The following is a 22,961-nucleotide window of genomic DNA, read 5'->3' as shown; positions in this document are numbered from 1 at the left end:
CTGCAGGGTGTGCGGAGGCTGTTGTTATTCAGGGTTATCCGCCGGCCTGCAAGGCAATGCAGGCAATCGGGTTGGCTGCGCCCTTTTAGCCACAGCAATTGTTGCTGGACGAGTGGATGTACCTTGCCCTGTGGGCCGGCCGGCCCGCATGCACGGCCGGCCGGCCTGGGTCACAGTGCGTATTTCAGTTGCGCATAGAAAGTACGTTGCGGGAACGGGTGATACAGGAAGTACTTGCGGTTGTTCAGGTTGTCGATACCGACAGCGCCTTGCCAGTGGGTGTCGATCTGCCACGCCAGGCGTGCATCCAGTACCAGAAACTGGTCAAAGCCTTGATAGGTGGATGCGTTGACATCGCTGTTGTCCACGGTGGCATACATCCGTGAGCTGTATCGGCCCGCCAGAGTGGCTGCCAGCCGTTCATCAAAGTGCCAGGTGCCTGCCAGCGTGGCGCGCCAGGTCGGGATATACGGCACCTGCTTGCCTACTGCGCTACTGCCGGGTGTGGTTGATACAAAACCGTCATCGGCCACGATGCGGCTATCCGCCCAGGTCACACTGCCAGAGAGCGAGAGTGGCCGCACAAACACGTGATCTTGATCCAGCGCCAGTTCCACCCCCGTTTCCCGCGTGCGGGTCACATTTTGTGTGAATGACACGGGTGTGGCGTAGCCGGCGATATTGGCGGTTTGCGAGATCAGTGCATCAGAGACGGACTCATCAAACACGGACAAGCGCAGCGGACCATTCCCGGTATCGCGCACGATAGCAAGCTCACCCGACAGCACGCTTTCCGGTTTCAGATACGGATTGGCTTGTACATAGGTCGTACCGGTCTGCACGCTTTGATATAACTCTCCCACCGTTGGGAAACGCAGTGCTTTGCCAAACGACCCCGTGACTGTCCAGGCTTCGCTGGCTGCCCAGGTCATCGAGAACTTGGGCGAAAACCCGCTATCTGTCACGCCTGGCTGGTTGATGCCGATGCCCGTACCTTTGCTGGTGGTGGCGAAGTTGTAGCCGTCAAATGCGTGCCATTGTTCATAACGCAGACCCAGCGTTGCAGAGAGGTCTGGCGCCAGACGCCAGACATCTTGCGCCCAGAACGCGCTGGTACGCGTCTTGCCAAGCGCATTGCCATACAGCGCGCCGTTGTCGCCAGAGACCCAGTTGCTGGTGGTGTACGTCGGGCTGGACAGTTTGAACTGATCGGCATGCACGCCTGCGCTGAAGGCGTGCGTGCCACCCGGGCCATCGGGCCGCCATATCCCTTGCACGTCGCCGGTCACCCAGCCGGTACCTTGCATATCGGTGGTGCGGCCCGGCCCGCCACTGAGGGCTGCGGGGTAGAGGCCGGTGGAAAGGCGGCTTTCGTCTTCCAGATAAGTGAACTGGCTGATCGCCACTTGCCAATCGAACACACCCGGGTGACGTGTGCCAACGGTGAGGCCCTGCATCAGATGCTGCTGCTCCACATTGTTGCTGGAGAACTGGCCGGCGAGGCTGCTGGCTGAATACGCATAACCGCCCAGGTTGATGCTGCCACTACTGGCTCCATAGTACGGCGTGCCCTCGGCCGTTTGTAGCCAGCTTTGCGCCGTGGCTTTACTGCTGTTCTGCCAATAGCCCAGGGTGTACAGCGCGCGCACATCGGTCGGGAAGTCATAAGCCAGCTTCAGGCTGGCGTTGTCTTGCAAGGTATGGACCAGGTTGCCCGCACCAAATACCTGAATGGCTCCCCCTGTGCGGTTGTGGTCTGCATAAGCGCCGGTCACCACCGGCAAGTTGCTGCTGGCCGGCGTGATGGACTGGCTGACTGTGGCAAAGCTCAGCGGCTGGCTAAAGCTATCGAGGTGGCTGGCAGAGAGCCACCATGACCAATCGCCACTGCGGTTGCCAATATTGGCGCTGTATTGCTCGGCGGGCTCCGTGCTGCTGTAGCCGTACAGCTTGAAAGGTTGTGTACTGACGGAGACATCCACGCTGCCTTCCAGTCTGGTCGGCATACGCGTGGTGATCTGCGTCACCGCGCCCCAGGAATTGCCCGGAAACTGTGCTGCAAACGGGCCGTACATGACGTCAATGCGGTCGATCTGGTCTGGCGTGACCATGAACCACTGTGGCGATCCGTTGCCGTTATTGTTGTTGATCAGGGTGGATAGCAAGAGGCCATCAGCGTAAATCAGGCTGCGGGCGCTGGCATTGATACCGGTTGTCCGCGTGGCCATTGGGGCTTGGGTATCGCCAATGAAACGTTTGCGTACCAGCACGGATGGCATGTACTTGAGCGCGTCTTCAGTATCCGTAGCGTTGATGGATGTACTGATGTCTTTACGGGTGACGCTGGCCGTGGTCTGTGGCAACTGATGTTGCTCCGCCCAGGATTGCTGGCCGGTGACATCAATGCGGGTCAGCGTGGCGGAGTCGTCGGCAAGCACGTTCAGAGTCAGGCTACCAAGCGCGAGCGCCAGTAATGTCGGGGCGTGACGGTACGCACCCGGACGGATGGATTGCGAAGTAAACATATGGGGTTCTCTGCAAAAAATAACCGGCAGCCAGCAGACCGCGCGGCATGGGCGGGCTCACTGGCCGGTAAAAGGTCAGATCAATGCAGAGGCGTGAGGAGGGGCGCGCGTGCGCGCCAGCGGGAACACTGCGGGCTCAATGGCCCGTACCCGCAGGTGCGGCAACTGCAGCACGGCCACCAGGGGCACCGCTGAGGGCGCCACATGCGGCAGGGTGGGCAGCAGCAGATGCGTAGCCTGCAAGGTGCAGTAGTCACACGCAGCCATGGCATCCGGGCTGGTGCCATGATCAAGCAACTGTTCGCTGTGCGGGCTGACCACGGAACACATCGCCACGGCCATGGGCGTGCTGCGGCCGGCCATAAGCAGTTGGCTGACCACAGGGGCCAGCACAAACAGGCTCATGGCGATCAGGCCGAGCCAGACAGCAAGCAGTTTGCGGGTGCGAAGGTTCATGGGGTGGGCTGCGTGAAGTGTTCACATAGCCTGAAAAAGTAGAAAAACCGTACTTCAGGGGCGAAGCAACGCCCGCAATATAAATGAGAATGACTCTCTTTTGAAACGATATTGCCTGTGCTGTGGCGAAACCGCCGCGCCCGCAGCTAGCGGGCGGTTGCCTGTGCTGCCGTTTCTGCGGCCAGATACCTGCCCGGCGTGGTGCCCAATGCACGGCGAAACATCTCGATAAACGCGCTGACGTTGTCATAACCCAACTCCAGCGCGATGTTGGTCACCGGAACCCGATCTGCAATCAGCTCCAGTGCCCGCAACAGGCGCGCTTGTTGCCGCCATTGCGCAAAGGTCATGCCTGTCTCGGCCCACCAGTGTCGGCTGAGCGTTCTGGGCGACAAACCGGCCCAGGCGGCCCAGTCTTCCAGATTGCGGCTGTTGGACAGGTCGGCTGCCAGCGTATCGGCAATGCGTATCAGGCGCGCGTCTGCCGGTTGCAGTAAACCCAGTGCTTCTGGTCGCGAGTTGGCCACCTCATCCAGAATGACTTCCGCCACCCGCGTTTGCACGGCATTCAGCGTTGTGCCGGGCCAGGTTGCGGCGCGACGTGCTGCTTCACGCAGCAAAGGTGTGGTCTTGATTGAGCGTGGTTCGGCTGGCAATTCAGCGCAACGGTGTTCGGCGACAAACACGCTCCATCCGGCAAACGGGCCAAACGAGCGCAGAGAATGCATCCAGTGTGGCGGAATCCAGATGGCATGCACGGCGGGCACCACCCACTGTTGCCGGTCCAGCCCGATGGAAATCAGACCATGCAAAGCGCCGACCAGTTGACCACGTTCATGGCTGTGTGACGGCGTGACCCGCACTGCGTCGCGCGTGAGTTCTGCTGCTGCCAGAAACGGGCCCGCAGAAGAAAGCACCAGATCGGGTCGGATAATCAGATCTTCCATGGCCCAAATACCGTATCGAATGACCTCCATGCCGGAGACCGACCAGATCAGTATGCCTAGACTGGCTACAACCTCACAACAGGAGCACACACCATGCGTGCTGAAGATTTACTACCCGATGAGCAAAACCGGATTGAACTCGCGGGTACCGTCATCCGCAAAGGGACGGTGGGCGCATTCCTTATGAATGCGGCGGTCTGGCTCGATCCGCATGCAGGGGTTGTTAACCGCAGTCAGGCCGAAGCAGATCTGCAAGCCGCACTGCCAGCGTTGCGCGCGCTGGGCCTGTTTGAGGTACTGGAAGTGCGCGATGCGGCCTTGCGCCAGTGGCTCGCCACGCGCTAATCCCGGTTTTGATTTACCGCATCCGCATCCGCACTTGTATCAGGAGTCATCATGAAAGCCGCTGTTGTTACTGCCGCAGGTCAGTTGCCTGTATTTACCGATTTTGAACAACCCATCGCCAAAGAGGGCCAGTACCTTGTACGCGTGGCTGCATCGGCGCTCAGTCAGCTGGCGCGCGCCAAAGCGTCGGGTACGCATTATTCCTCCCATGCGGTTTTCCCGTTTGTGGCGGGGGTAGATGGCGTGGGGCGGCTGGAGAACGGTCAGCGCGTGTATTTCTTTTCTCCTCAACCCCCCTTTGGTGCGCTGGCTGAATACACCGTGGTTGATGCCATGCAGTGCGTGCCCGTACCTGATGATCTGGATGACATCACCGCCGCAGCTGCCGCGATTCCCGGGATGTCATGTTGGGCGGCGCTGGTCGAGCGGGCCGGTTTCATCAAGGGCGAAACGGTGCTGGTGAATGGCGCGACCGGGGCATCCGGCCGTTTGGCGGTGCAAATCGCCCGGTATCTGGGGGCGGGCAAGATCATCGTGACAGGGCGCAACCCGGTGGCACTGGAGTGGCTCCGGTCAGCCGGTGCTGACGTGGTGATCTCGCTGGATCAGTCCGAAGACCCACTCAGTGCAGCACTGGCACCGCACTTTGCAGCGGGTGTTGATGTGGTGCTGGATTATCTGTGGGGCCCGAGTGCCCGCGTCGCGTTGATCACTGCCGCCAAAAACCTGCCTGAGGGTCGCCAACTGCGTTTTGTACAGATTGGCTCAATGAGCGGCGCAGAAATCAGCCTGCCGGCAGCTGTATTGCGCGCCACGGCCATTCAGCTGATGGGCAGTGGCATTGGCAGTGTTCCGTTACCGCGCTTGCTGCACGTGGTCAAACAAGTGCTGGCGGCCGTGATCCCGGCGCAATTGCAGGTCAAAACCCAGGCCGTACCGCTGGCCGAACTGGCAGGCCACTGGGCACAGGCAGATAGCCAGTTGCGTACGGTGTTTACCTTGGCGTGAGCGCATTCAAGCTGTCTGGTCTGACCTGACGGTTATTCTCTGCTAGCCTGAGTTGGCATTGATGACGCTACAAGAGACCTGACATGAGCAAAACAGAGGCTGGCCCGGATGGGCAATTGCGTTGCCGCTGGTGTACCGCCACGCCGGAATACCTCGATTACCACGATCAAGAGTGGGGTTATCCGGTCAGCAATGATCAACGACTGTTTGAAAAGCTAAGTCTGGAAGGATTCCAGTCTGGCTTGAGCTGGCGCACCATCCTGACCAAACGCCCAGGTTTTCGCGCTGCTTTTGCAGCGTTTGATTTCAACCGTATCGCCGACTTTACCGAAGCCGATGTAGAGCGTCTGGTTCTGGATGCGGGCATAGTGCGTCATCGCGGCAAGATTGCGGCCGTGATCAACAATGCAAAGCGCGCGCAGGAAATGGTGGCAGAGGAGGGCTCGTTGGCGGCATTCTTCTGGCGCTATGAGCCAGCGACCCTGCGCGTTCCGGATGGCACGGCCATGGCGACCTCGGTCGAATCAGAGGCGCTCTCCAAAGAACTCAAAAAGCGTGGCTGGAAGTTTGTCGGACCGACCACGGTGTATGCCTTTATGCAGGCCATGGGTCTTGTGAATGACCACGCGCCCGATTGCGTGATCCGCACGCAGGTGGCTAACGCGCGGGCAGCCTTCAGTAAACCGGCTGGCCAACCTTGGCCCAAGCCCTCGTAATCAGGTCTTTTCCCGCAAAAAGCCAGCACAGGTGTGCTGGCTTTTTGTTTACCTGCTTTTGTCACAAACCAGATACATACATCCCGTTGCATCGTTTTATTGATAACGATTATCATTATTGAAACAACGATACCGATGCTGCCACACCCATGCTGGCTGGCACGATCCCTGGATACCCACTCGCGCCCATGTCGGCCCTTATTGAAAACCAGCCCGCCGCCAGCCGGCAGCAGCGGGCGTTCTGGCTCAAGCATCTGCACCGCTGGCACTGGATCAGCTCGGCTCTGTGTCTGATCGGCATGCTGCTTTTTGCCATCACCGGCATCACGCTCAATCATGCAGCGCAGATTGAAGCCCACCCAACGGTAAAAAAGCGTGACGCCCATGCACCGGTACCGTTGTTGCAAAGCCTTAAACAAATCACGCATGCCGACAAAGGCCCGGTACCACTCCAACTGGTGGCCTGGTTGCACAGCGCCATGGGCATTGAGGCGGCGGATCGTGAAGCCGAATTTTCTGCGGATGAAATTTATATCGCACTCCCCCGCCCGGGTGGCGATGCTTGGGTGAGTGTGGCGCTGGCCGATGGCACCACGCATTACGAACTGACCACCCGTGGCTGGATTTCTTACCTGAACGATTTGCACAAAGGCCGCAACACCGGCAAGGCGTGGAACTGGTTTCTGGATGCGTTTGCCGTGTCCTGTCTGGTGTTCAGTCTCACCGGGCTGTTTTTGCTGAAGCTGCATGCGGGCGGCCGCGTTGCCACCTGGCCATTGGTGGGCCTGGGTGTTGTGCTACCGCTGGTGCTGGCTCTGCTGTTCATTCATTGATCAACGTTACTTTTCAAAGGTTTGATATGCGTCGTTTACTCACGGTCACGTTGACCGGTATGGCTGCCGCGCCGCTGGCGGGCACTGCATTGGCTGCAGATCTCTCGGTCAAGGTCGAGCTGCCGCAACTGTCGGTCGCGGAATATCACCGACCCTATGTGGCCATGTGGATTGAACATGCCGATCAAACCCCGGTCTCGACTCTGGCGGTGTGGTACGACGGCAAGAAACCCAACGCTGAAGGCACCAAGTGGCTGAAAGATCTGCGCCAATGGTGGCGCAAGTCCGGGCGCGATCTGACCGTGCCCGCAGATGGCATTACCGGTGCGACCAAAGTACCGGGTGAGCAAGCGCTGACCTTTACCGATGGCAAGGCCCCACTGGGCAAGCTGGCCGCAGGTGATTACCAGTTGGTCGTTGAAACCGCGCGTGAAGCCGGTGGCCATGAATTGGTGCGCGTGCCATTTACCTGGCCACCCAAAGCACCGGCTACGGCCAGCGCCAAAGGCGAGCACGAACTGGGTAGCGTCACCGTCAACCTCAAGCCGTAATGTCAGGAGCCGCCATGAAACTGTCCATGAAAAAGTTGCTGCCGGCATCCGTCATCGCCATCGCCGCGCTGTTGCCGTTTGAAGCGCAGGCCCACCGCCAATGGCTGCTGCCGTCGGCGACGGTCTTGTCCGGTAGCGATACCTGGGTCACGGTCGACGCAGCTGTCTCGAATGATCTTTTCTATTTTGAAGACTTCCCGCTGCGCCTGGACGGCCTGCAAGTCACGGCACCAGATGGCACTCAGGTGAAGCCGGAAAACACCAGCACCGGCAAACACCGCAGTGTGTTTGACCTGAATCTGACTCAGGAAGGCACATACAAGATTGCAGTGGTCAGTGACGGCTTGTTTGCCAACTACAAGCTCAACGGTGCCAACAAACGCTGGCGCGGCGATGCGCAAAGCTTCGCCAAAGAAGTGCCGGCCGATGCGCAAGATTTGAAAGTGACGCAGACCCAAAACCGCGTGGAGTCTTTTGTCACACGCGGCAAGCCGGGCACTGCTGCGCTCAAGCCGACGGGGCAAGGTCTGGAACTGGCGCCAGCTACCCATCCGAATGATCTGGTTGCCGATAGTGCAGCCCGCTTTCGTTTGCTGCTGGATGGCAAGCCGGCCAGCAACGTCAAAGTGAGCATCTTGCCAGGCGGCAAGCGTTATCGTGACCAGACAGGGGAGTTCAACATCACCACGGATGCCGACGGCCAATTCAGCGTGAAATGGCCTGCGGCCGGGATGTATTGGCTGGGTGCGGAAGTGACCGATGCCAAAGCCTCGCTCAAGCCGGCCACTGAACGTCGCGCGTCTTATATCGCCACATTTGAAGTGATGCCACAGTAATCGCCATGGTTGTGTCCGCAGAACTGAATTCGCCTGACGTGAGGGTGCTGATCCCGCCGACGCTCTCGCAAGATGCAGCGCAACCGGCACCGGGGCACGCACGCTTGTTGCGTTTTGCGGGCGATACCATGGGTACCACCTGGCGTGTGCTGTGTCTTGATGCGGATGATCGGCTGACCGTGACCGTGCAAGACGCCATACAGGTCGTGCTGGACCAGATGGTGCAGCAGATGAGCAACTGGCGGTCCGATTCAGACATCAGCCGCTTCAATCAGGCGGCGGCCAGCACTTGGGTGCCGCTGCCGCCAGATTGTTTTCACGTGGTTGCAACGGCGCTTCAGGTGGCCAGACTCAGTGGTGGTGCCTACGATCCGACTGCCGCTGCGCTGGTTAATCTTTGGGGTTTCGGACCGGCGCCGCGCCGCGACCGTGCGCCCGATCTGACTCAAGTGCTGCGTGCCCGCGAAGACTGTGGCTGGGGTCGGCTTGAGGTAGATGTGGCACGCAGCTGCATTTATCAGCCTGGTGGTATGGCCCTGGATTTGTGTGCCATTGCCAAGGGCTTTGCGGTCGACGCCGTCAGCGCCATGCTCAGTGAGTCAGGCTTGGTTCATCATCTGGTAGAGATCGGCGGTGAATTACGCGGCGCTGGCATCAAGCCAGATGGATTGCCCTGGTGGGTTGACCTGGAAGCGCCGCCATTCGAAGAGTGCACCACGCCAAACGTAGTGCCGCAGCAAGATCGTATTGCCCTGCATGACCTGGCGGTCGCGACCTCTGGCGACTACCGGCGTTATTTCATCGACCCCGCACAGCGGCAGCGCTACGCCCATACCATTGATCCGCGCACCGGCTACCCCGCCAGCCACGCGCTGGCCTCGGTGACCGTGATTCATGCGCAGTGCATGATGGCAGATGCCTGGTCGACTGCCCTGACCGTGCTGGGCCCGCAGGCGGGGCTGGATGTGGCTAACCGGCATCAGCTTGCCGCGCGCTTCATTGTGCGTACGCCAACGGGTTTTCGCGAAACCCTGAGCGCGGCCTATGCCGCCATGCTTGAATGACCGCTCGCACTCACCCCAGCATCGCAATGGGCCCGGCCGTGCCGGTCTGGTCATTGTTATTGGTCATCGGCGTGCTGGTCTTTTGCATTGCCAGCGCCCATCCGATCAAAGCGCTGGGTGTCATCCTGATATACGCAGGTGCTTGTGGTCTGATTTTCAGCCGCCACGGGCGACGCAAGCACGCTTCATCCGAACACGCTGCTGCCCCCGATACCACCCTGATCGTATGGGCCAGCCAGACTGGTTACGCGGAACAACTGGCGCAACAAACGGCTCGCTCGCTGGCGCAAGCGGGAGTAGCTACCCGCAGCCTGCCGCTATCAGCGCTTGATCCGGCCCAACTCAGTACCTGGCACAAGGCTTTGTTTATTGTCAGCACGACGGGTGAGGGCGATGCCCCGGATGCCGCAGCCACTTTTATGCGCAAAGCACTGCAGCTGCCTGTCCCGGCGCTAGCGCGGCACAATTATGGTCTGTTGGCGTTAGGAGATCGCAGTTATCGCCACTTCTGCGCTTTCGGTCATGAATTGGCGGCATGGCTGAATCGCCATGGCGCGCAAACGTTGTTTGATCTCATTGAGGTGGACAATGGTGATGCTGGTGCATTGCGGCACTGGCAGCATCAACTTTCCGCTCTGGCTGGCGGCAAAGACGTGGCTGACTGGGAGGCACCGCAGTACACAGACTGGACGCTGCGGCAACAGAGGTTGCTGAACGCGGGTTCAGCCGGTGCGCCAGTATTCATGCTGGAACTGACCCCGTCCGATCATGTATTCCCCGAATGGCAAGCTGGCGATATTGCAGAGATCGGCCCTTGTCATTCCGATCAATTTGTACGGCAATGGCTGGCAGAGCTTGAGTTCCCGGATGATCACCCCGTGTTGCTGGATGGCAAGATTGTCTCCCTGGCAAATGCGTTGGCAACCCGCATGAAGCCGGATATCCCGTTGCAAGGCAGCGCTCAGGAAGTGGTTGATCGCTTGCCGCGTCTCGCTCATCGGGAATACTCCATCGCCTCCATCCCCGCAGAGGGTTGCCTGGCATTGCTGGTACGCCAGGCTCATCATCCCGATGCCGGGCGAGCAGATGGCCTTCGACTGGGCCTCGGTTCTGGCTGGCTCACGCAATACGCCTCTCAAGGTAGCCAGATTGCATTACGCATACGCACCAATCGCAGTTTTCATCCGCCAGCAGATGACCGTCCATTGATTCTCATCGGTAACGGTACCGGTCTGGCGGGACTGCGCGCGCACCTGAAGACCCGGGCCGCACGTGGGCATCTCCGTAACTGGCTCATCTTCGGCGAACGCAACGCAGCCCGGGATGCCTTGCTGGATCATGAACTGACCCTATGGCACCAACAGGGTGTGATCGCACGACTGGAGCGGGTGTGGTCGCGTGATGGGCAGGCCATACGTTATGTACAGGACCAGATCAGTGCTGCTGGTGCGGATATTATCCGCTGGGTGGAAGAGGGTGCTGCCATCTATGTCTGCGGCAGTTTGCAAGGCATGGCCGGCGACGTGCATCGCGCGTTGGCTGATCTTCTGGGAGAGGACTGGCTCACGGTGCTGGCTGAGGAAGGGCGCTATCGGCGGGATGTGTACTGAGACGGCGGGGCAAACAAAAAAGCCATCCTGAAGGATGGCTTTTTTGTTGATGCTGGAGGCGCGAGCCGGAGTCGAACCGACCTACACGGATTTGCAATCCGGTGCATAACCGCTTTGCTATCGCGCCAGGCTAACTGGCAAAAAAGGGAAAGTCATTGCTGCTTTCCCTTTTTTAGAATTTGTGGAGCGGGAGACGAGGCTCGAACTCGCGACCTCAACCTTGGCAAGGTTGCGCTCTACCAACTGAGCTACTCCCGCATAGTTGTCAGCACATAAATCGATACAGTGGAGCGGGAGACGAGGCTCGAACTCGCGACCTCAACCTTGGCAAGGTTGCGCTCTACCAACTGAGCTACTCCCGCACTGTTTCGCTGCTGTGCTGCAACGAGGAGCGCATTATGGCTGGCCCCCTGAGGCCTGTCAACACCTCTTTTTGCAGAAATCCGAAAAGCGGTGCTTGATCCGTCACGTGCTTATGCTAATCTGGCTGACCCGGTATTGCATTGCGGGATTCGCAATGCGCAAAAAGTGCCGTGGTGACAGACAGTTGCGTCAATCTGGACGCTCAAGACCAATCGTTGTGCCCGTTTGCGGGAAAGCCCGCAAATTTTTTACATGGAGGAACGCCATGTCACGCCGCGTCGTCACGCTCGCGCATTACTATACCGAGCCCCACATCCAGCAAATGGCCGATAAAGTCGGCGATAGCCTGGAACTCTCCCTTTATGCCAAAGAATGCGAAGCCGACACCATTGTGTTTGCCGGCGTGCGCTTCATGGCAGAAACCGCCAAGATTCTGAATCCGCAAGCCGAAGTCATCTTGCCGGATCGCGGATCGACCTGTTCTTTGGTCACGCAGACCGACGTCACCGCGCTGAAAGCCTGGCGCGAAAGCTACCCCGATCACGTGCATGTGTCGTACATCAATTCATCCGCAGAGCACAAAGCCCTGTCTGACTGGATTGTGACCAGCCGCAACGTCGACGACATCATTGCCCACCTGTATGCCGAGGGCAAAAAGGTGATTTTCTCGCCCGATCGCAATATGGGTGCGTATCTGAATTTCCAGTACGACTACGACATGCCGCTGTGGTCTGCCGTGTGCGAAGTGCATGACAAGTTCAACCAGGCTGCGCTTGACGAAGCTTTTGCCGCGATTAAGGGTGACAAGTACCTGATTGCCCATCCGGAAAGCCCGCTGCCGGTGCTGCAAAAGGCCGATTACGTGGGTTCGACCTCCGGCATGCTGAACTGGATCAAGGCATACGACCAAGCGCCGGACGCTGTCATTTTCGTGGCAACTGAAGATGGCATCCTCTACAACATGCGCAAGGCCCGTCCGGATATGAAGATTGAACAGGCTCCGATCTATGCCGGTTGCCAATGCAATCAGTGCCCGTACATGAAGCTCAACACGCAGCAAGCGGTGGAGCGCGCGCAGGCCGGTGAAGGCATCCGTATTGATTACCTTTCTGAGGCGCAAATGGATGCAGCGCGCTTGCCGATCGAGCGCATGCTGGATTTCAGCCGCCGCTACTACCAATAAGCGGATTGCCAAGGGCTGTTGCGACAGCCCTTTTTCAATTCTGGCCGCCAGCCCCGGATCAGGAGAGTGATGGTTTATGCGTTTTGACTATCTGGTTTTCATTGGCCGCTTTCAGCCTTTGCATCTGGGCCACATGAAAGTGATTGAGGCCGCCATGCAGCAGGCCGCCAAGCTCATCATCATCTGTGGTTCTGCACGCCAGGCATTGAGCCCGCGTAACCCGTTCACGCAGGATCAGCGTGAAGACATGCTGCGCGCCGCCTTGCCCGCAGAATGGCAAGACCGTGTGTTCCTGGTCGGCTGTTCTGATCGCATGTACAACGATCAGCAATGGGTGACGGAAGTGCAGAATCTGGTCGACAAGGTGATCGCGGTGGATACCGCCAATGTCGGCAGCCGGGAAGCACAGTTCAACATCGGCGTGATTGGCAGCCCGTCTCGCCGCCATACCTGGTATCTGGATCTTTTCCCGCAGTGGGAACGGGTAGAGGTTGAAGATGAGCCAGATATTGATGCCTCGCACATCCGCCAGGGCCTGTTATGTGATGGCGGCCAACACTTTGCCGACTACGCCCGCAAGATGCCGGCCGCGGTATATGACTGGCTGAACGCGTTCCGTGCCAGCGCCACCTGGCAAACGCTGGCTGATGAATACCGCTGGCTGCAAGAGCACAAAAAGGCATGGTCAGTCGCGCCTTACCCGCCGACGTTTGTCACTGTGGATGCCGTGGTGATCCACTCTGGCCACATTTTGCTGGTGCGTCGGCGCAACTTGCCCGGGCGGGGCTTATGGGCGCTCCCCGGTGGATTTGTGGACGAGGATGAGCCCGTTCGCGATGCCGCTATCCGCGAACTGCGCGAAGAAACCCGGCTGAAGGTGCCCGCCCCAGTGCTGGCAGGGTCGATTCGCGCCAATCGCGTGTTCGATCATCCGCGCCGCAGCTTGCGCGGCCGCACGATTACCCATGCGTTTCTGATTGAACTGACGCCAACCGGCGATGGCCTGCCCAAGGTCCGTGGCGGCGATGATGCTGACCGCGCGCGCTGGGTGCCGCTGTTTGAATTCACCCGGATGGAAGCGCAGTTGTTTGAAGATCACTTTTATATAGTGAACTGGTTTTTGGGGCAGATTTAGGTCAAATAGACTTTCCTATCGACTTCACCAAGCGATGCTGCCCGAAAACTCGCCAAAGGAAGGCTCCTACAAGGAATTGAGTATTTCTTTTTTCTTTTCCGAAAATTCCGTTTCGTTTATAAGACCAGCTTCACGCAAAGCTACCAGCTTGCCAAGCCTCTCCTCTGCGCTCGTACTTATATTAGGTGTCCTGTCAGCGCTTGAGGCGGCAGCACACGCAGCACCGATGTCGTTCATTAATGCGATTTCGTCAAAAATGGTCTGGCCCTTTTTATCCCTCGTTAAATTCGAGTAAATCCGGCCAAGTGCGAGGGTGGTTTGTTTGAGATCAGCGTCGGTTGGTGAAGATTTGAGCTGTTCAAGTGAATTGACGTAGGCAACTCTGGCTGCTTCTTTCTCTTTCTCTTTTTTATGAGCCAGATAAATTGCACCTACAAAAATAAGAAGTAAACCAACGACTATCATCATGCCCATGAAAGTAGATTCCTTTTGAAAATGCCTAGAGTGCGGTGATAAAAACAACGATTTTTATCTTAACCATTGTCTAGTCATGTGGATTTGATCAAAAGGGGTATGGGCTAACGAGATTCAGGCTCCAGTTGACAGGCGCATAGAACGAATACAATGGGAATTTGGGAATTTGGGAAGCGCGTGGGATTTGGTAGAAGTGGTGATCATCACCGCCGCATCGCCCCGCCGCCGCCCGTGGGCCATTGCACAAACTTCCAGTCCTGATAGCTGTTCTTGTTGGCAAACGTCGCGTAGCTGGCGGGGAAGTTGTCCTGCTTGAGCGGTTTGTCAGTCGCTTTGCTGTAGACGCCCATGATGCCGCCGCCGGGTGCGGCGATATACAACCAGTCTTCACCCGTGATGGGGTCTTTGTAGGCCTTGCGCAGGAAGCGGCGGGGGAAGGGGACGCGCGGGTCCGAGACAAGGTCATCCAGCGTTTTGGGGTATTGCGCTGGTTGGCCGGTGGCGGTCTGGGCAATGTAGCCCGCCAGTGCGTGGCCAATCTCATCACCTTCGACCAGCAGTTCCTGTTCTTTGAGGCGCCGGATACGCGTCTGCCAGACTTCGGCGACTTCGGCCAGATAAATGCCCGTGATCAGCACCATCATCAGCGCCCAGGCGTAGGCAAAGCCGCGCTGGCGTCGCATCTCACCAGTCCTTGTAGGCAGTGCCGTCATGCGCGTTGCCGTCGGCGCCGCTTTTTACGTCATACACTCCAGTCCCATTTTCCGGGGACACAATAACCCAGGTGTCGCGCTGGCCGGTGATGGGGTCCAGCGGCACTTCGCGCAGGTATTTGCGGGTAACCAGTTCATCCAGATTCGTCGGGTAATGACCGGTGTCGGCGTCAAATTTGTCGATGGCGTCACGCATCGCCACCAGGTTGTGGCGTAGCACCACTTCCTGGGCACGGTCTGTCTGCTGGAAATACCGGGGCACGACCAGCGTCAGCAGGCTGGCCATGATAGCCAGTACCACCAGGAGTTCGATCAGGGTAAAGCCGGCATGGGCGGCGCGAGAGAAGGGGCGAATCAGCATGAATCAACGGCTACCACTGACGGTACGGTTGACCATTCAGGCCCACCGTTTCTGATAAAGAATAGACGTCGTACACGTCTTTGCCTTCTTCCGGCGAGTCCGGCGGACTGGCGTAGCTGCGCTTGCCCCAGGTTTCATCATTTTTTTTGCTTGGGCAATCACAAAACGGATCACGCGGAATGCGGCGCAGGAAATACATCTTGTTGCCAGCCGGGTCTTTCATGTCTTTCACGCCCTCAACCAGCACGTTGAGTGTTGGCGGGAAACCGGTATCTTCGATGGATTTGGTGATACGGCCATCATCGACCGCCTGTTTATAGGCGTCGATGGCCGCACGCATCTGCCACAGATCGCGCCGCAATTCTTCTTCACGTGTGCGTTGCGCTGCGATCTGCGTGAGCGGGAGTGCTACCGTGGCCAATACCGCCAGGATGGTGAGCGTCACCATCAGTTCGATCAGCGTGAAGCCGGCTTGCGGTCGCATGAGTGTGTCCCGGCGTAGCGCTTAACGCCGCCCCATGCTGCTGCGTACTTGCGGCACGGGCGTCCCGCTTGGTACGCCTGTGGGTTGACCGCTTGGCTGCGGTGCAGGTTGTTGCGGCAAGGGTTGCGGTTGCGGTACGCCCGGCAATTGCTGCTGCGGTACCGGCATGACCGGTTGCTGAACCGGAGCTGGTGCCGGCATGCTGCCGTCAGAACCATTGGTGATGTTCACGGTCGACTTGCTGCGTAGCAAGAGCGGCTCTGTGGTCATCTGGCCTTCGGTCCCGCTATCGAAGGTCGTGATGTATGAACTCGGGAGTGGCAGGTTGCGCACAATATGTGGCGTGATCAACAGGATCAGCTCAGTCTTGTTCTTCTGGGTGGATTTGGTGCCAAAAATGCGATCCAGAATCGGGACTTCGCCCAGCCCCGGGATGGCTGATCCGGAAATCTGGTCATTTCGCTGCAACAGGCCGCCCAGTACCTGGGTTTCGTTATCGTGAGAGGCCATCACGGTCTCGGCGTGGCGCGTACCGATCTGGTACACCGTCAGGCCGGTTTGCGTGGTGATGGTGTTGGTGACGTTAGAGACTTCCATCGTCACTTTCATGCTGATGTCACCCTCGACCGAGATCGTGGGTTCAACGTTCAGTGTCAGGCCGACATCCTGGTAGTTCACGTTCTCGCTGGTCACGCCGTTGCTGGTGGTGTTGGTAATCACTGGCAGACGGTCACCGATCAGGATCTTGGCCTTTTCCTTGTTCTTCACCCGGATATTGGGCGAAGCCAGCACGTTGGTGTTGCCCTTGTTGTGCTGCAGATTGGCGGTGATGGAGGGCGAACCGAAGTTCATCAGTACGTTGCTGCGGTTGATATTGGACAGCTGATCCAGCGTGAGCGAGCCAGTGTAGGTGCCGGTGGTGGTCGTGGTGCCATCCGTGCTGGTGCCGGGTACGCCCAGTGTGGCGGTGATCGCGCCAGGGTACTGGATGCCCAGATTCAACAAGTCAGTGCTGGAGACTTCCAGAATCTGCGCGCTGATGTCCACTTCAGACTGCGGCAAGTCAATGGCATGCACCAGGCGCTCGGCCACTTCAATGGCTTCGGGCGTGTCGCGCATGACGATCATGTTCAGACGATCATCAATGTAGACGTCACGCGTTTTCACCATCTGCTTGATCATGGCCAGTACTTGTTTTGGATCGGCATTGCCCACGTAGAACGTGCGCATCACCAGATCCTTGTAGTCGCGGTCTTTGTCCGGGCGCTTGGGGTAGATCAGGATGGTGTTGTCGTTCAGGATCTTCTTGTCGAGCTGATTGGTGGTCAGCAACAGGTTGATCACGTCCTGCACCGTGGTGTCGCGGGCAAAGATGGTGGTTTTCAGGTTGGGCGGCACGTCACGATCAAAAATGAAGTTGACCTTGCCAATCCGCGAAATGATGTCGAACACGCTAGTCAACGATTGATCGCGGAACTGCAATGAGATCGGGCTTCTGAGCGCGGCAGCCAGCGTCGGTTTGAGCGTGTTGTTGCGCGTGATCTTGCTCTGGATTTCATCCTTGAGGCGAATGGCCTGGATGTTGCGCGGATCATCCGACAAAACCTGATCCACCACGACCAGCGCGTTTTCTGGCTGATCGTTCTTGAGGGTTTGCGCGTATTTCAGCATCGAGTTATGGCGCAGATCGCCCTCAATCATGCTCACGCCTTCTTTCGCTACGGCGTTGCCTGGTTCCCACTGCAAAACATGCTGGAACGCTGCCAGTGCATTGGCACTATCGCCAGCGGCACGCGCGGCCTGGCCTTGCTGCACCAGCAGTTGCACATAGGTTTGTTTCTGGCGCTCATAGGTGGCGCGCAATTGCAGATCATCCGGGTGGGCGGCCAGTTCAGTCTGCATGTACTGCATGGCCTGTTCCGGATTGCCCTGCAGGATCATTTGCTTGCTCACGTCAGGCGCGCTGGGGGCACAGGCAGCCAGCAACACGGCGGTCAGTCCGTTGGCCAGGGCACATCGCAGGCGGGATTTCGCAATCATGGTCATCTCTTGTCTGCGCCGTTCAGGGCGCTCCTCCGACGGGAAGTGTCTGCACTTCATTCAGCGGCAGATAGGTCAGCACGACTGCATCGCGGGTGACTTTATCTACACGGTAAATGCCTAACAGCACTTCTCCTTGTTGTACGCGTCCCAGCGCATCGCAGCGCTGGCAGATCACATATTGCTGGCCACCCGCTTCGACCACGATCTGGTCACCGCGTGGATCATTCCAGGTCGCGACCACACGCAGTGGCAATGGGGGCGCCACTGGTTTGGGGGTCGGCGTGGGTTTGGGGGTTGGCGTGGGCGGCGGTGGCAACGGCTGCCAGTTTTGCCGTGGGAACAGATCCACAAACGCGACAGCTGACGCGGCAGACGCTGCTGATGCGTTCGATGCATTTCTGGCGGTCACGACACCACTGGCCGCGCTGGCCATACTGGCAGCTGCAGCGGTCGCATCGTTACTGGTCGCTGCTTCGCTGGCAATCTGGTTGATACGGGCAGGCCGCGCACGAGACTGCACGACGGCGCTGCTGGCGTTATCAGCATCTTCCTGCCGACCTTGCCACCAGGTGTAGCCAGTCAGGCACAAGGTAATGCCCAGCACAATCTGCAAGGGACGCGACAACATCAGCGCACCTCCGTCAGATAACTGAGCTGCAACTGCATCGACAGCAAATCGTCATCGATACGGCCACGTGTCATGACCAGGGTTTCAACCCGCACACCGGGCAGTGCTTGCAAGTCCTGGACCAGACCGCGGATGTCCACATACTTGCCCTGCGCCGGAAACTGCACGCCGTAGCGCACCAGATGACCATCTGCCTCAGCGGTTGATTTGTAATCGCTCTGGCTGATCATGATGCGGTGCTTGTCGCCCAGCGTGCTCACCTGACGCAGAAAACCGGTGAACGTATCGGGTGTTTTCAAGGGTTGCAAACCCGCCGTGGCAGAGGCTGCGCTGGCGTTGCTGCGCAGTCGGTGGGCCTGGTCTTCAACATCGGCTTCGCGCCGGTCCAGATCGCGGTTAAAAGGCACAACCGTCTGCCGGTAAACCAGAACGCCGGCGACAATCAGTGCCACCCCAACCCAGCCCAACAGACCGGCGTATCTGGGCCACTGCCGCAGTGTCCAGATCACTTGTGCCTGCTTCATGGTTGAGGCTCCCGCCACACCACTTCCAGCACCGATTGCGTCGGCTTGAACGGATCAGTGATCTTCACGCCTTGATGCGCCATGTTTACACGGGTGATACCTGGATTTTTTTGCAAGGTATCCACGAGGGCAAGCGCATCGTTCAGCGTGCGTGATTCCATTTCCAGCTTCAGATCGTGATCCGCCGTGTTGACCTCGATCTTGGTGTAGGCGATGTTCGGGCCCCAGGTTTTTTCCAGCAGGTTAAGGCCGGTTTCCGGGCTGATCATCTGGCCGCGGCGAACGGTGGCAATCTTGGCATTGGCCGGGATTTCCTTGCGCGCGGCCTGCTGTTGTTGTTCCAGATGCTTCTTCTGCCACGCGACCTGGTCTTCGCGCTCCGCGATCTGGTCGCGACGCTGTTTGGCAATGTCTTGCTGTGTCAGCGCCCAGAGCAGCACCACCACGCCAAGGGTGGTCATAACCAGACCAATCCATGGGGTGTGTGTCGGTTTTCGGTGGAAATCAAGCTGAATGGGTTGCATCAGGGCTGGCCCGCCAGAACAGGTTCAGCGGCTTCGCGCCAGTCGGCCGGCCAGGCAAAACGCGGATGCACGCCGCCCAGAACTTGCAAGCTCACGCCTTCGGCAGTGAGGGCAGAGAGCTGAATGTCGGATGACACCACGTAGACCTGACGCGGCATGAAGTCCGAAACCAGCATGGCAGCATCACGGACCAGCGCGGCAATCATTTCGCCATCCGGGCGCGGGTTGAGCGCAAACGGAAGCGTCACACTGGCTCGCCAGCCGCTACGCCAGAACACACAGGTGCTGTGTTCGGCTTCGATTAGCAAGAGGGCAAACTCTTTACCCTTGAGTGATTTGTGATGGCGGTTGATCGCCGTGGTCAGCAAAGGCGCGCATTGGGTCAGCCTCAGCTTCTGGGATTTGGCCATATCAACCAGCGTTTGATACAGGCCTTGATCCATGGCCGCAGCCAGCCGTGGCCGACCATAGACGCCTTCGGCTACCTGGATACGCCAGGTTTCTGTGCCCACACCATATTGCTGGCCCAGCAGTACGCGGGCATAGCCCTGCCAGTCGGCGTCACGCTTGAGGTTGTCTTGCCAGGGCAGCACGGTATAACGCACCCAGGGCGCGCCTATCATCAATTGCAGGGTGTCGATACCAAAGCGCCCGCGCGGGCTTTGTGCCAGCAGTTGTTGCAAACGGGTGATGGCGCTTTCGGTGGATTGTTCGATCGGGGCGCGGCGGCGTTGTGGCAAGGCCTTGCCAAAGGCCGGGCCACTGGCCAACAGCACATGACGACGCGAGAACCACGCGTGATGGTTAATCCAGGAATGTGACACGATTCACCTCCTGCAACGTGGTTTCTCCGCGAGACACCGCCGCAATCGCGGCTTTGCGCATACTGATAAATCCTTTACTGGCGGCCATGTGCTTGACTTCGACCGCCGGTGCGCGGCTGGCAATGGCTTGTTTGAGCGCGTCATCCATGCGCAGGACTTCAGCAATCGCTTTGCGGCCCAGGTAACCCGTACCCCGGCAGGCCTGGCAGCCCGCCCCTTTTTTGAATCGCCAGCCCGCCGTTTGCACACGGGTGACGCCGGATACGGCCAGCAGCTCGTCATCCGGATTGTCATCGGTCATACAGTGCGGGCAGATCTTGCGGATCAGCCGTTGGGCGACTACGCCAATCAGCGCATCGACAAAACTGTGGGTTTCAACGCCCATATGCAAAAAGCGGTCGAGCACGCTGAACACATTGTTGGCGTGGACGCTGGTCAGCACGAGGTGACCCGTCAGGGCGGCTTGCACCGCAATATTGGCGGTTTCACCGTCACGGATTTCCCCGACCAGAATCTTGTCCGGGTCATGCCGCAAAATGGAACGCAGACCACGCGCAAATGACAGGCCTTTTTTGTCGTTCACCGGAATCTGCAAAATACCCTGCAACTGGTATTCCACCGGGTCTTCAATGGTGATGATCTTTTCTTCGCCGGTGTTGATCTCGGAGAGCGTGGCATACAACGTGGTTGATTTACCCGAGCCCGTTGGCCCGGTCACCAGCAACAAACCGTAGGGCTCGGTGGCCAGGCTACGGATGTTGCTCATGGTGGTGTCATCAAACCCGAGGATATCCAGACGCAACTGTTTGAAGGCGTCCCCGGCGTTTTGTTTATCCAGCACCCGCAATACGGCGTCTTCGCCCCAGATCGAGGGCATGATCGACACACGAAAATCCACCTCGCGGCCATTGGCCAGCACTTTGAAACGGCCATCCTGCGGAATACGGCGCTCGGAAATATCCAGTTCAGCCAGCACCTTGAGGCGAGAAATCACCTGCTCGGCAGTCTCGACGCCGGCCGCGCCACCAATGTGAAGCAATACGCCATCAATCCGGTATTTGATCGACAGACCGGTGTTGGTGCTTTCCAGGTGGATGTCTGACGCTTTGGCTTTCAACGCGTCATACAGCGTGGAGTTCACCAGTTTGACCACCGGGTTGCTGTCTGCTGCCAGTGTGGCCAGCGAGATTTCCGGTACGCCCACATGGCCGTTCTCACCCTCAACACCGACCGCCAGCTGATCCATGGCGCGGTGAGAGGTCTCAAAACTTTCCAGCCACGTGCGTACGTCGTCGTAGTGTGCCAATACGGTGATATACGGCACGGTGACGCGTTGCTGCACCCAGTTGCGGGTCACCCGGTTGAACGGATCACCGAGGACCAGCCGCAACGAGCCATCGACGTCTTCTACCATCAAACACTGGTGGCCTACCGCATCGCCATACGGCAAGAGGTCATAACGGGGAAATTGCGCAGTCAGATCTTCGCGGCCCAAGGCCGGCAGGCCCAGGTAACGGCTGACTTCCTGGCGGTAGCCGTCGTTATCCAGCCCCAGCGTTTGTTGCAGCAACAGCGGCACGCCAGCTTCGCCCGCGCTTTGGCGCAGGTGGCTGATGAGTTCCAGGTTGAGCGTGCTCATTGCATGCTCCCGGCCAGCTGGAAGATCGGCATATATAACAGGAACACAATGGAGCCAATCAGCACGCCGATCAGCAGCATCAAAATGGGTTCGAAAAGACGCGTGAACATTTCAATGGCGCGATCCAGTTCTTCATCACAAAACTGCGCCGCGCGTTCACTCATGGTGGCCAGTTCACCGCTTTGTTCGCCCACGCGCAACAGGCGCTCGGCCACGGGTGTAGTCAGCCCGTAACGGGGCAGGGTGGAAGACAGCGACTGGCCGGATTTGATGTCCACAATGGCCTGGCCCAGCGCCAGACGCATGGGCGTGGGTAGCAGTTGCGCCGACATCTCCATGGCTGCGACCAGCGAAACCCCGCCCGACAGCAACAAACCCACTGTGCGGAAAAACCGGGTGAGCGAGAACAATCGGCGGTATTCATTCATGCGTGGCAAGCGCCAGAAGGCTTCGGCCAATGCCAGTTGCACCGCAGGGGTGCGCAGCAACACCACCGCCAGGATGATGGTGCCAATGATGCCGCCAAACAGGATGTCGCCGTGCTGGTGTACCAGTTCACCCCACCACAGCAACACTTCTGCCGCGAACGGCAGGTTCTTCATGCTGGCGTAAATCTGGCTGAATTTCGGGATCACATAGAACAACAAGAACAACATGATGCCGCCGCCAATGGTGATGATCACCATGGGGTAAATCAGCGCGGAGATGATTTTTTTCTTCACCGCCGCCAAGCGTGATTCGTAATGGTGATAACGCTTGAGTGCGTTGGCCAGATGCCCGGTTTTCTCCGCAGAGCCGACGGTGGCGATATACAGCGGCGGGAAGTGTTCCGGCATTTGCGCCAGCACGCGGGAGAATGTCAGCCCCTGATACAGGCCATCAATCATCAAACCCAGTACCACGCGGTTGCCATCGGCGGCGCTCTTTTCCTTGAGCGTTTCCACGGCTTCGACCAGCGTCAGGCCCGCTTCCAGCAGGGCAATCAGCTCTTGCGTGAACAAAGAGAGCGCGAACTCGCTCTTGCCCATGGTGAGCCGTTGCACCGGACGTGCAGAAACGAGAGCCGCACCCTGCGAAGCGAGGCGCTCTTTGAGCTCCGCCTCGTTGGCAGCGTCCAGCTCCAGTTCCTGCAGATGACCGGCAGAAAGGGCAGTGACCTTGTAGCGCATGGCGCA

The 22,961-nt window shown here is 58.6% G+C and carries 24 protein-coding genes and 3 tRNA genes; 10 read left to right on the top strand and 17 right to left on the bottom strand.

Going from position 1 to position 22,961, the window contains the following annotated elements; all coding sequences use genetic code 11:
- Window positions 1-170 precede the first annotated feature (170 nt).
- From IEX44_RS18820 to IEX44_RS18810, 3 genes are all read right to left on the bottom strand, one after another.
- The gene (locus IEX44_RS18820) at window positions 171-2,525 is read right to left on the bottom strand and encodes a TonB-dependent receptor (protein ID WP_188697803.1); all 2,355 of its coding nucleotides are present in this window, start codon (window positions 2,523-2,525) and stop codon (window positions 171-173) included.
- Window positions 2,526-2,600: 75 nt separating this feature from the next.
- A complete protein-coding gene (locus IEX44_RS18815) occupies window positions 2,601-2,981 on the bottom strand; it encodes a DUF2946 domain-containing protein (protein ID WP_188697799.1) in 381 nt (126 codons plus the stop codon).
- A 146-nt stretch (window positions 2,982-3,127) separates the two neighbouring features.
- Window positions 3,128-3,928: an AraC family transcriptional regulator gene (locus tag IEX44_RS18810; RefSeq protein WP_188697796.1), complete on the bottom strand. Its 801-nt coding sequence runs from the start codon at window positions 3,926-3,928 to the stop codon at window positions 3,128-3,130.
- A gap of 93 nt (window positions 3,929-4,021) precedes the next feature.
- On the opposite strand from IEX44_RS18810, the gene IEX44_RS18805 reads away from it, so the two are divergent.
- The 8 genes from IEX44_RS18805 to IEX44_RS18770 all read left to right on the top strand — a co-directional run bounded on the left by IEX44_RS18805 (window position 4,022) and on the right by IEX44_RS18770 (window position 10,891).
- Window positions 4,022-4,273, top strand: coding sequence for a hypothetical protein (locus tag IEX44_RS18805; protein ID WP_188697793.1), 252 nt, complete (start codon window positions 4,022-4,024; stop codon window positions 4,271-4,273).
- 51 nt (window positions 4,274-4,324) lie between these two features.
- Window positions 4,325-5,281 carry a quinone oxidoreductase family protein gene (locus IEX44_RS18800; RefSeq protein ID WP_188697791.1) on the top strand — a complete coding sequence of 319 codons (957 nt, stop codon included), beginning with the start codon at window positions 4,325-4,327 and terminating at the stop codon, window positions 5,279-5,281.
- Between the two features lie 83 nt (window positions 5,282-5,364).
- A complete protein-coding gene (locus IEX44_RS18795; protein WP_188697789.1) occupies window positions 5,365-5,997 on the top strand; it encodes a DNA-3-methyladenine glycosylase I in 633 nt (210 codons plus the stop codon).
- 188 nt (window positions 5,998-6,185) lie between these two features.
- Complete coding sequence (locus IEX44_RS18790) at window positions 6,186-6,830, top strand: PepSY-associated TM helix domain-containing protein (protein ID WP_188697786.1); 645 nt, start codon at window positions 6,186-6,188, stop codon at window positions 6,828-6,830.
- Between the two features lie 26 nt (window positions 6,831-6,856).
- Window positions 6,857-7,381, top strand: coding sequence for a DUF2271 domain-containing protein (locus IEX44_RS18785; protein WP_188697781.1), 525 nt, complete (start codon window positions 6,857-6,859; stop codon window positions 7,379-7,381).
- A gap of 26 nt (window positions 7,382-7,407) precedes the next feature.
- Entirely contained in the window at window positions 7,408-8,217 is an 810-nt protein-coding gene (locus tag IEX44_RS18780) for a DUF4198 domain-containing protein (RefSeq protein ID WP_229679320.1), read from the top strand.
- A 5-nt stretch (window positions 8,218-8,222) separates the two neighbouring features.
- Window positions 8,223-9,281, top strand: a complete 1,059-nt coding sequence (locus IEX44_RS18775; RefSeq protein ID WP_188697777.1) for an FAD:protein FMN transferase — start codon at window positions 8,223-8,225, stop codon at window positions 9,279-9,281.
- A complete protein-coding gene (locus IEX44_RS18770) occupies window positions 9,278-10,891 on the top strand; it encodes a sulfite reductase subunit alpha (RefSeq protein WP_229679318.1) in 1,614 nt (537 codons plus the stop codon). The genes IEX44_RS18775 and IEX44_RS18770 overlap by 4 nt, the downstream gene beginning before the upstream one ends.
- Before the next feature lie 53 nt (window positions 10,892-10,944).
- On the opposite strand, the gene IEX44_RS18765 is transcribed toward IEX44_RS18770, so the two are convergent.
- The 3 genes from IEX44_RS18765 to IEX44_RS18755 form a co-directional block, all read right to left on the bottom strand.
- Window positions 10,945-11,018: transfer RNA gene (locus IEX44_RS18765), tRNA-Cys, on the bottom strand.
- A gap of 55 nt (window positions 11,019-11,073) precedes the next feature.
- Window positions 11,074-11,149 (bottom strand) — tRNA-Gly (locus IEX44_RS18760).
- 28 nt (window positions 11,150-11,177) lie between these two features.
- Window positions 11,178-11,253, bottom strand: a tRNA-Gly gene (locus tag IEX44_RS18755).
- 266 nt (window positions 11,254-11,519) lie between these two features.
- Here IEX44_RS18755 and nadA point away from each other — a divergent pair.
- Window positions 11,520-12,437 carry a quinolinate synthase NadA gene (gene nadA, locus IEX44_RS18750; protein WP_188697774.1) on the top strand — a complete coding sequence of 306 codons (918 nt, stop codon included), beginning with the start codon at window positions 11,520-11,522 and terminating at the stop codon, window positions 12,435-12,437.
- A gap of 76 nt (window positions 12,438-12,513) precedes the next feature.
- Window positions 12,514-13,572: a bifunctional nicotinamide-nucleotide adenylyltransferase/Nudix hydroxylase gene (locus IEX44_RS18745; protein ID WP_188697771.1), complete on the top strand. Its 1,059-nt coding sequence runs from the start codon at window positions 12,514-12,516 to the stop codon at window positions 13,570-13,572.
- 66 nt (window positions 13,573-13,638) lie between these two features.
- Here IEX44_RS18745 and IEX44_RS18740 read toward each other — a convergent pair whose 3' ends face one another.
- The 11 genes from IEX44_RS18740 to IEX44_RS18690 form a co-directional block, all read right to left on the bottom strand.
- Window positions 13,639-14,046, bottom strand: coding sequence for an SHOCT domain-containing protein (locus IEX44_RS18740; RefSeq protein WP_188697769.1), 408 nt, complete (start codon window positions 14,044-14,046; stop codon window positions 13,639-13,641).
- Window positions 14,047-14,249: 203 nt separating this feature from the next.
- Window positions 14,250-14,729 carry a type II secretion system protein gene (locus IEX44_RS18735; protein WP_188697767.1) on the bottom strand — a complete coding sequence of 160 codons (480 nt, stop codon included), beginning with the start codon at window positions 14,727-14,729 and terminating at the stop codon, window positions 14,250-14,252.
- Between the two features lies 1 nt (window position 14,730).
- The gene (locus IEX44_RS18730) at window positions 14,731-15,120 is read right to left on the bottom strand and encodes a type II secretion system protein (RefSeq protein WP_188697763.1); all 390 of its coding nucleotides are present in this window, start codon (window positions 15,118-15,120) and stop codon (window positions 14,731-14,733) included.
- A 10-nt stretch (window positions 15,121-15,130) separates the two neighbouring features.
- On the bottom strand, window positions 15,131-15,604 hold the full coding sequence (locus IEX44_RS18725) for a type II secretion system protein (protein ID WP_188697760.1): 474 nt from the start codon (window positions 15,602-15,604) through the stop codon (window positions 15,131-15,133).
- A 21-nt stretch (window positions 15,605-15,625) separates the two neighbouring features.
- Window positions 15,626-17,644 carry a secretin GspD/PilQ domain-containing protein gene (locus IEX44_RS18720; protein WP_188697758.1) on the bottom strand — a complete coding sequence of 673 codons (2,019 nt, stop codon included), beginning with the start codon at window positions 17,642-17,644 and terminating at the stop codon, window positions 15,626-15,628.
- Between the two features lie 22 nt (window positions 17,645-17,666).
- The gene (locus tag IEX44_RS18715; RefSeq protein WP_188697755.1) at window positions 17,667-18,275 is read right to left on the bottom strand and encodes a hypothetical protein; all 609 of its coding nucleotides are present in this window, start codon (window positions 18,273-18,275) and stop codon (window positions 17,667-17,669) included.
- A complete protein-coding gene (locus tag IEX44_RS18710) occupies window positions 18,275-18,799 on the bottom strand; it encodes a hypothetical protein (RefSeq protein WP_188697753.1) in 525 nt (174 codons plus the stop codon). The genes IEX44_RS18715 and IEX44_RS18710 overlap by 1 nt, the downstream gene beginning before the upstream one ends.
- Complete coding sequence (locus IEX44_RS18705) at window positions 18,796-19,260, bottom strand: hypothetical protein (protein WP_188697748.1); 465 nt, start codon at window positions 19,258-19,260, stop codon at window positions 18,796-18,798. Before IEX44_RS18705 ends, IEX44_RS18710 begins: the two co-directional genes overlap by 4 nt.
- 62 nt (window positions 19,261-19,322) lie before the next feature.
- On the bottom strand, window positions 19,323-20,147 hold the full coding sequence (locus IEX44_RS18700; protein WP_188697745.1) for a hypothetical protein: 825 nt from the start codon (window positions 20,145-20,147) through the stop codon (window positions 19,323-19,325).
- Window positions 20,128-21,786, bottom strand: a complete 1,659-nt coding sequence (locus IEX44_RS18695; protein WP_188697742.1) for a GspE/PulE family protein — start codon at window positions 21,784-21,786, stop codon at window positions 20,128-20,130. Before IEX44_RS18695 ends, IEX44_RS18700 begins: the two co-directional genes overlap by 20 nt.
- On the bottom strand, window positions 21,783-22,955 hold the full coding sequence (locus IEX44_RS18690) for a type II secretion system F family protein (protein ID WP_188697738.1): 1,173 nt from the start codon (window positions 22,953-22,955) through the stop codon (window positions 21,783-21,785). The genes IEX44_RS18695 and IEX44_RS18690 overlap by 4 nt, the downstream gene beginning before the upstream one ends.
- Window positions 22,956-22,961 lie beyond the last annotated feature (6 nt).

Source organism: Silvimonas amylolytica (genome assembly GCF_014645555.1).
GTDB classification, from domain to species: Bacteria; Pseudomonadota; Gammaproteobacteria; order Burkholderiales; family Chitinibacteraceae; genus Silvimonas; species Silvimonas amylolytica.
This window is presented reverse-complemented; position numbering and strand designations above follow the sequence as displayed.

What these genes read in the sequence shown, in the direction of transcription:
- IEX44_RS18820 (WP_188697803.1), bottom strand. Translation starts at nt 2,525, where the DNA reads ATGTTTACTTCGCAATCCATCCGTCCGGGTGCGTACCGTCACGCCCCG.
- IEX44_RS18815 (WP_188697799.1), bottom strand. Translation starts at nt 2,981, where the DNA reads ATGAACCTTCGCACCCGCAAACTGCTTGCTGTCTGGCTCGGCCTGATC.
- IEX44_RS18810 (WP_188697796.1), bottom strand. Translation starts at nt 3,928, where the DNA reads ATGGAAGATCTGATTATCCGACCCGATCTGGTGCTTTCTTCTGCGGGC.
- IEX44_RS18805 (WP_188697793.1), top strand. Translation starts at nt 4,022, where the DNA reads ATGCGTGCTGAAGATTTACTACCCGATGAGCAAAACCGGATTGAACTC.
- IEX44_RS18800 (WP_188697791.1), top strand. Translation starts at nt 4,325, where the DNA reads ATGAAAGCCGCTGTTGTTACTGCCGCAGGTCAGTTGCCTGTATTTACC.
- IEX44_RS18795 (WP_188697789.1), top strand. Translation starts at nt 5,365, where the DNA reads ATGAGCAAAACAGAGGCTGGCCCGGATGGGCAATTGCGTTGCCGCTGG.
- IEX44_RS18790 (WP_188697786.1), top strand. Translation starts at nt 6,186, where the DNA reads ATGTCGGCCCTTATTGAAAACCAGCCCGCCGCCAGCCGGCAGCAGCGG.
- IEX44_RS18785 (WP_188697781.1), top strand. Translation starts at nt 6,857, where the DNA reads ATGCGTCGTTTACTCACGGTCACGTTGACCGGTATGGCTGCCGCGCCG.
- IEX44_RS18780 (WP_229679320.1), top strand. Translation starts at nt 7,408, where the DNA reads ATGAAAAAGTTGCTGCCGGCATCCGTCATCGCCATCGCCGCGCTGTTG.
- IEX44_RS18775 (WP_188697777.1), top strand. Translation starts at nt 8,223, where the DNA reads ATGGTTGTGTCCGCAGAACTGAATTCGCCTGACGTGAGGGTGCTGATC.
- IEX44_RS18770 (WP_229679318.1), top strand. Translation starts at nt 9,278, where the DNA reads ATGACCGCTCGCACTCACCCCAGCATCGCAATGGGCCCGGCCGTGCCG.
- nadA (WP_188697774.1), top strand. Translation starts at nt 11,520, where the DNA reads ATGTCACGCCGCGTCGTCACGCTCGCGCATTACTATACCGAGCCCCAC.
- IEX44_RS18745 (WP_188697771.1), top strand. Translation starts at nt 12,514, where the DNA reads ATGCGTTTTGACTATCTGGTTTTCATTGGCCGCTTTCAGCCTTTGCAT.
- IEX44_RS18740 (WP_188697769.1), bottom strand. Translation starts at nt 14,046, where the DNA reads ATGGGCATGATGATAGTCGTTGGTTTACTTCTTATTTTTGTAGGTGCA.
- IEX44_RS18735 (WP_188697767.1), bottom strand. Translation starts at nt 14,729, where the DNA reads ATGCGACGCCAGCGCGGCTTTGCCTACGCCTGGGCGCTGATGATGGTG.
- IEX44_RS18730 (WP_188697763.1), bottom strand. Translation starts at nt 15,120, where the DNA reads ATGCTGATTCGCCCCTTCTCTCGCGCCGCCCATGCCGGCTTTACCCTG.
- IEX44_RS18725 (WP_188697760.1), bottom strand. Translation starts at nt 15,604, where the DNA reads ATGCGACCGCAAGCCGGCTTCACGCTGATCGAACTGATGGTGACGCTC.
- IEX44_RS18720 (WP_188697758.1), bottom strand. Translation starts at nt 17,644, where the DNA reads ATGATTGCGAAATCCCGCCTGCGATGTGCCCTGGCCAACGGACTGACC.
- IEX44_RS18715 (WP_188697755.1), bottom strand. Translation starts at nt 18,275, where the DNA reads ATGTTGTCGCGTCCCTTGCAGATTGTGCTGGGCATTACCTTGTGCCTG.
- IEX44_RS18710 (WP_188697753.1), bottom strand. Translation starts at nt 18,799, where the DNA reads ATGAAGCAGGCACAAGTGATCTGGACACTGCGGCAGTGGCCCAGATAC.
- IEX44_RS18705 (WP_188697748.1), bottom strand. Translation starts at nt 19,260, where the DNA reads ATGACCACCCTTGGCGTGGTGGTGCTGCTCTGGGCGCTGACACAGCAA.
- IEX44_RS18695 (WP_188697742.1), bottom strand. Translation starts at nt 21,786, where the DNA reads ATGAGCACGCTCAACCTGGAACTCATCAGCCACCTGCGCCAAAGCGCG.
- IEX44_RS18690 (WP_188697738.1), bottom strand. Translation starts at nt 22,955, where the DNA reads ATGCGCTACAAGGTCACTGCCCTTTCTGCCGGTCATCTGCAGGAACTG.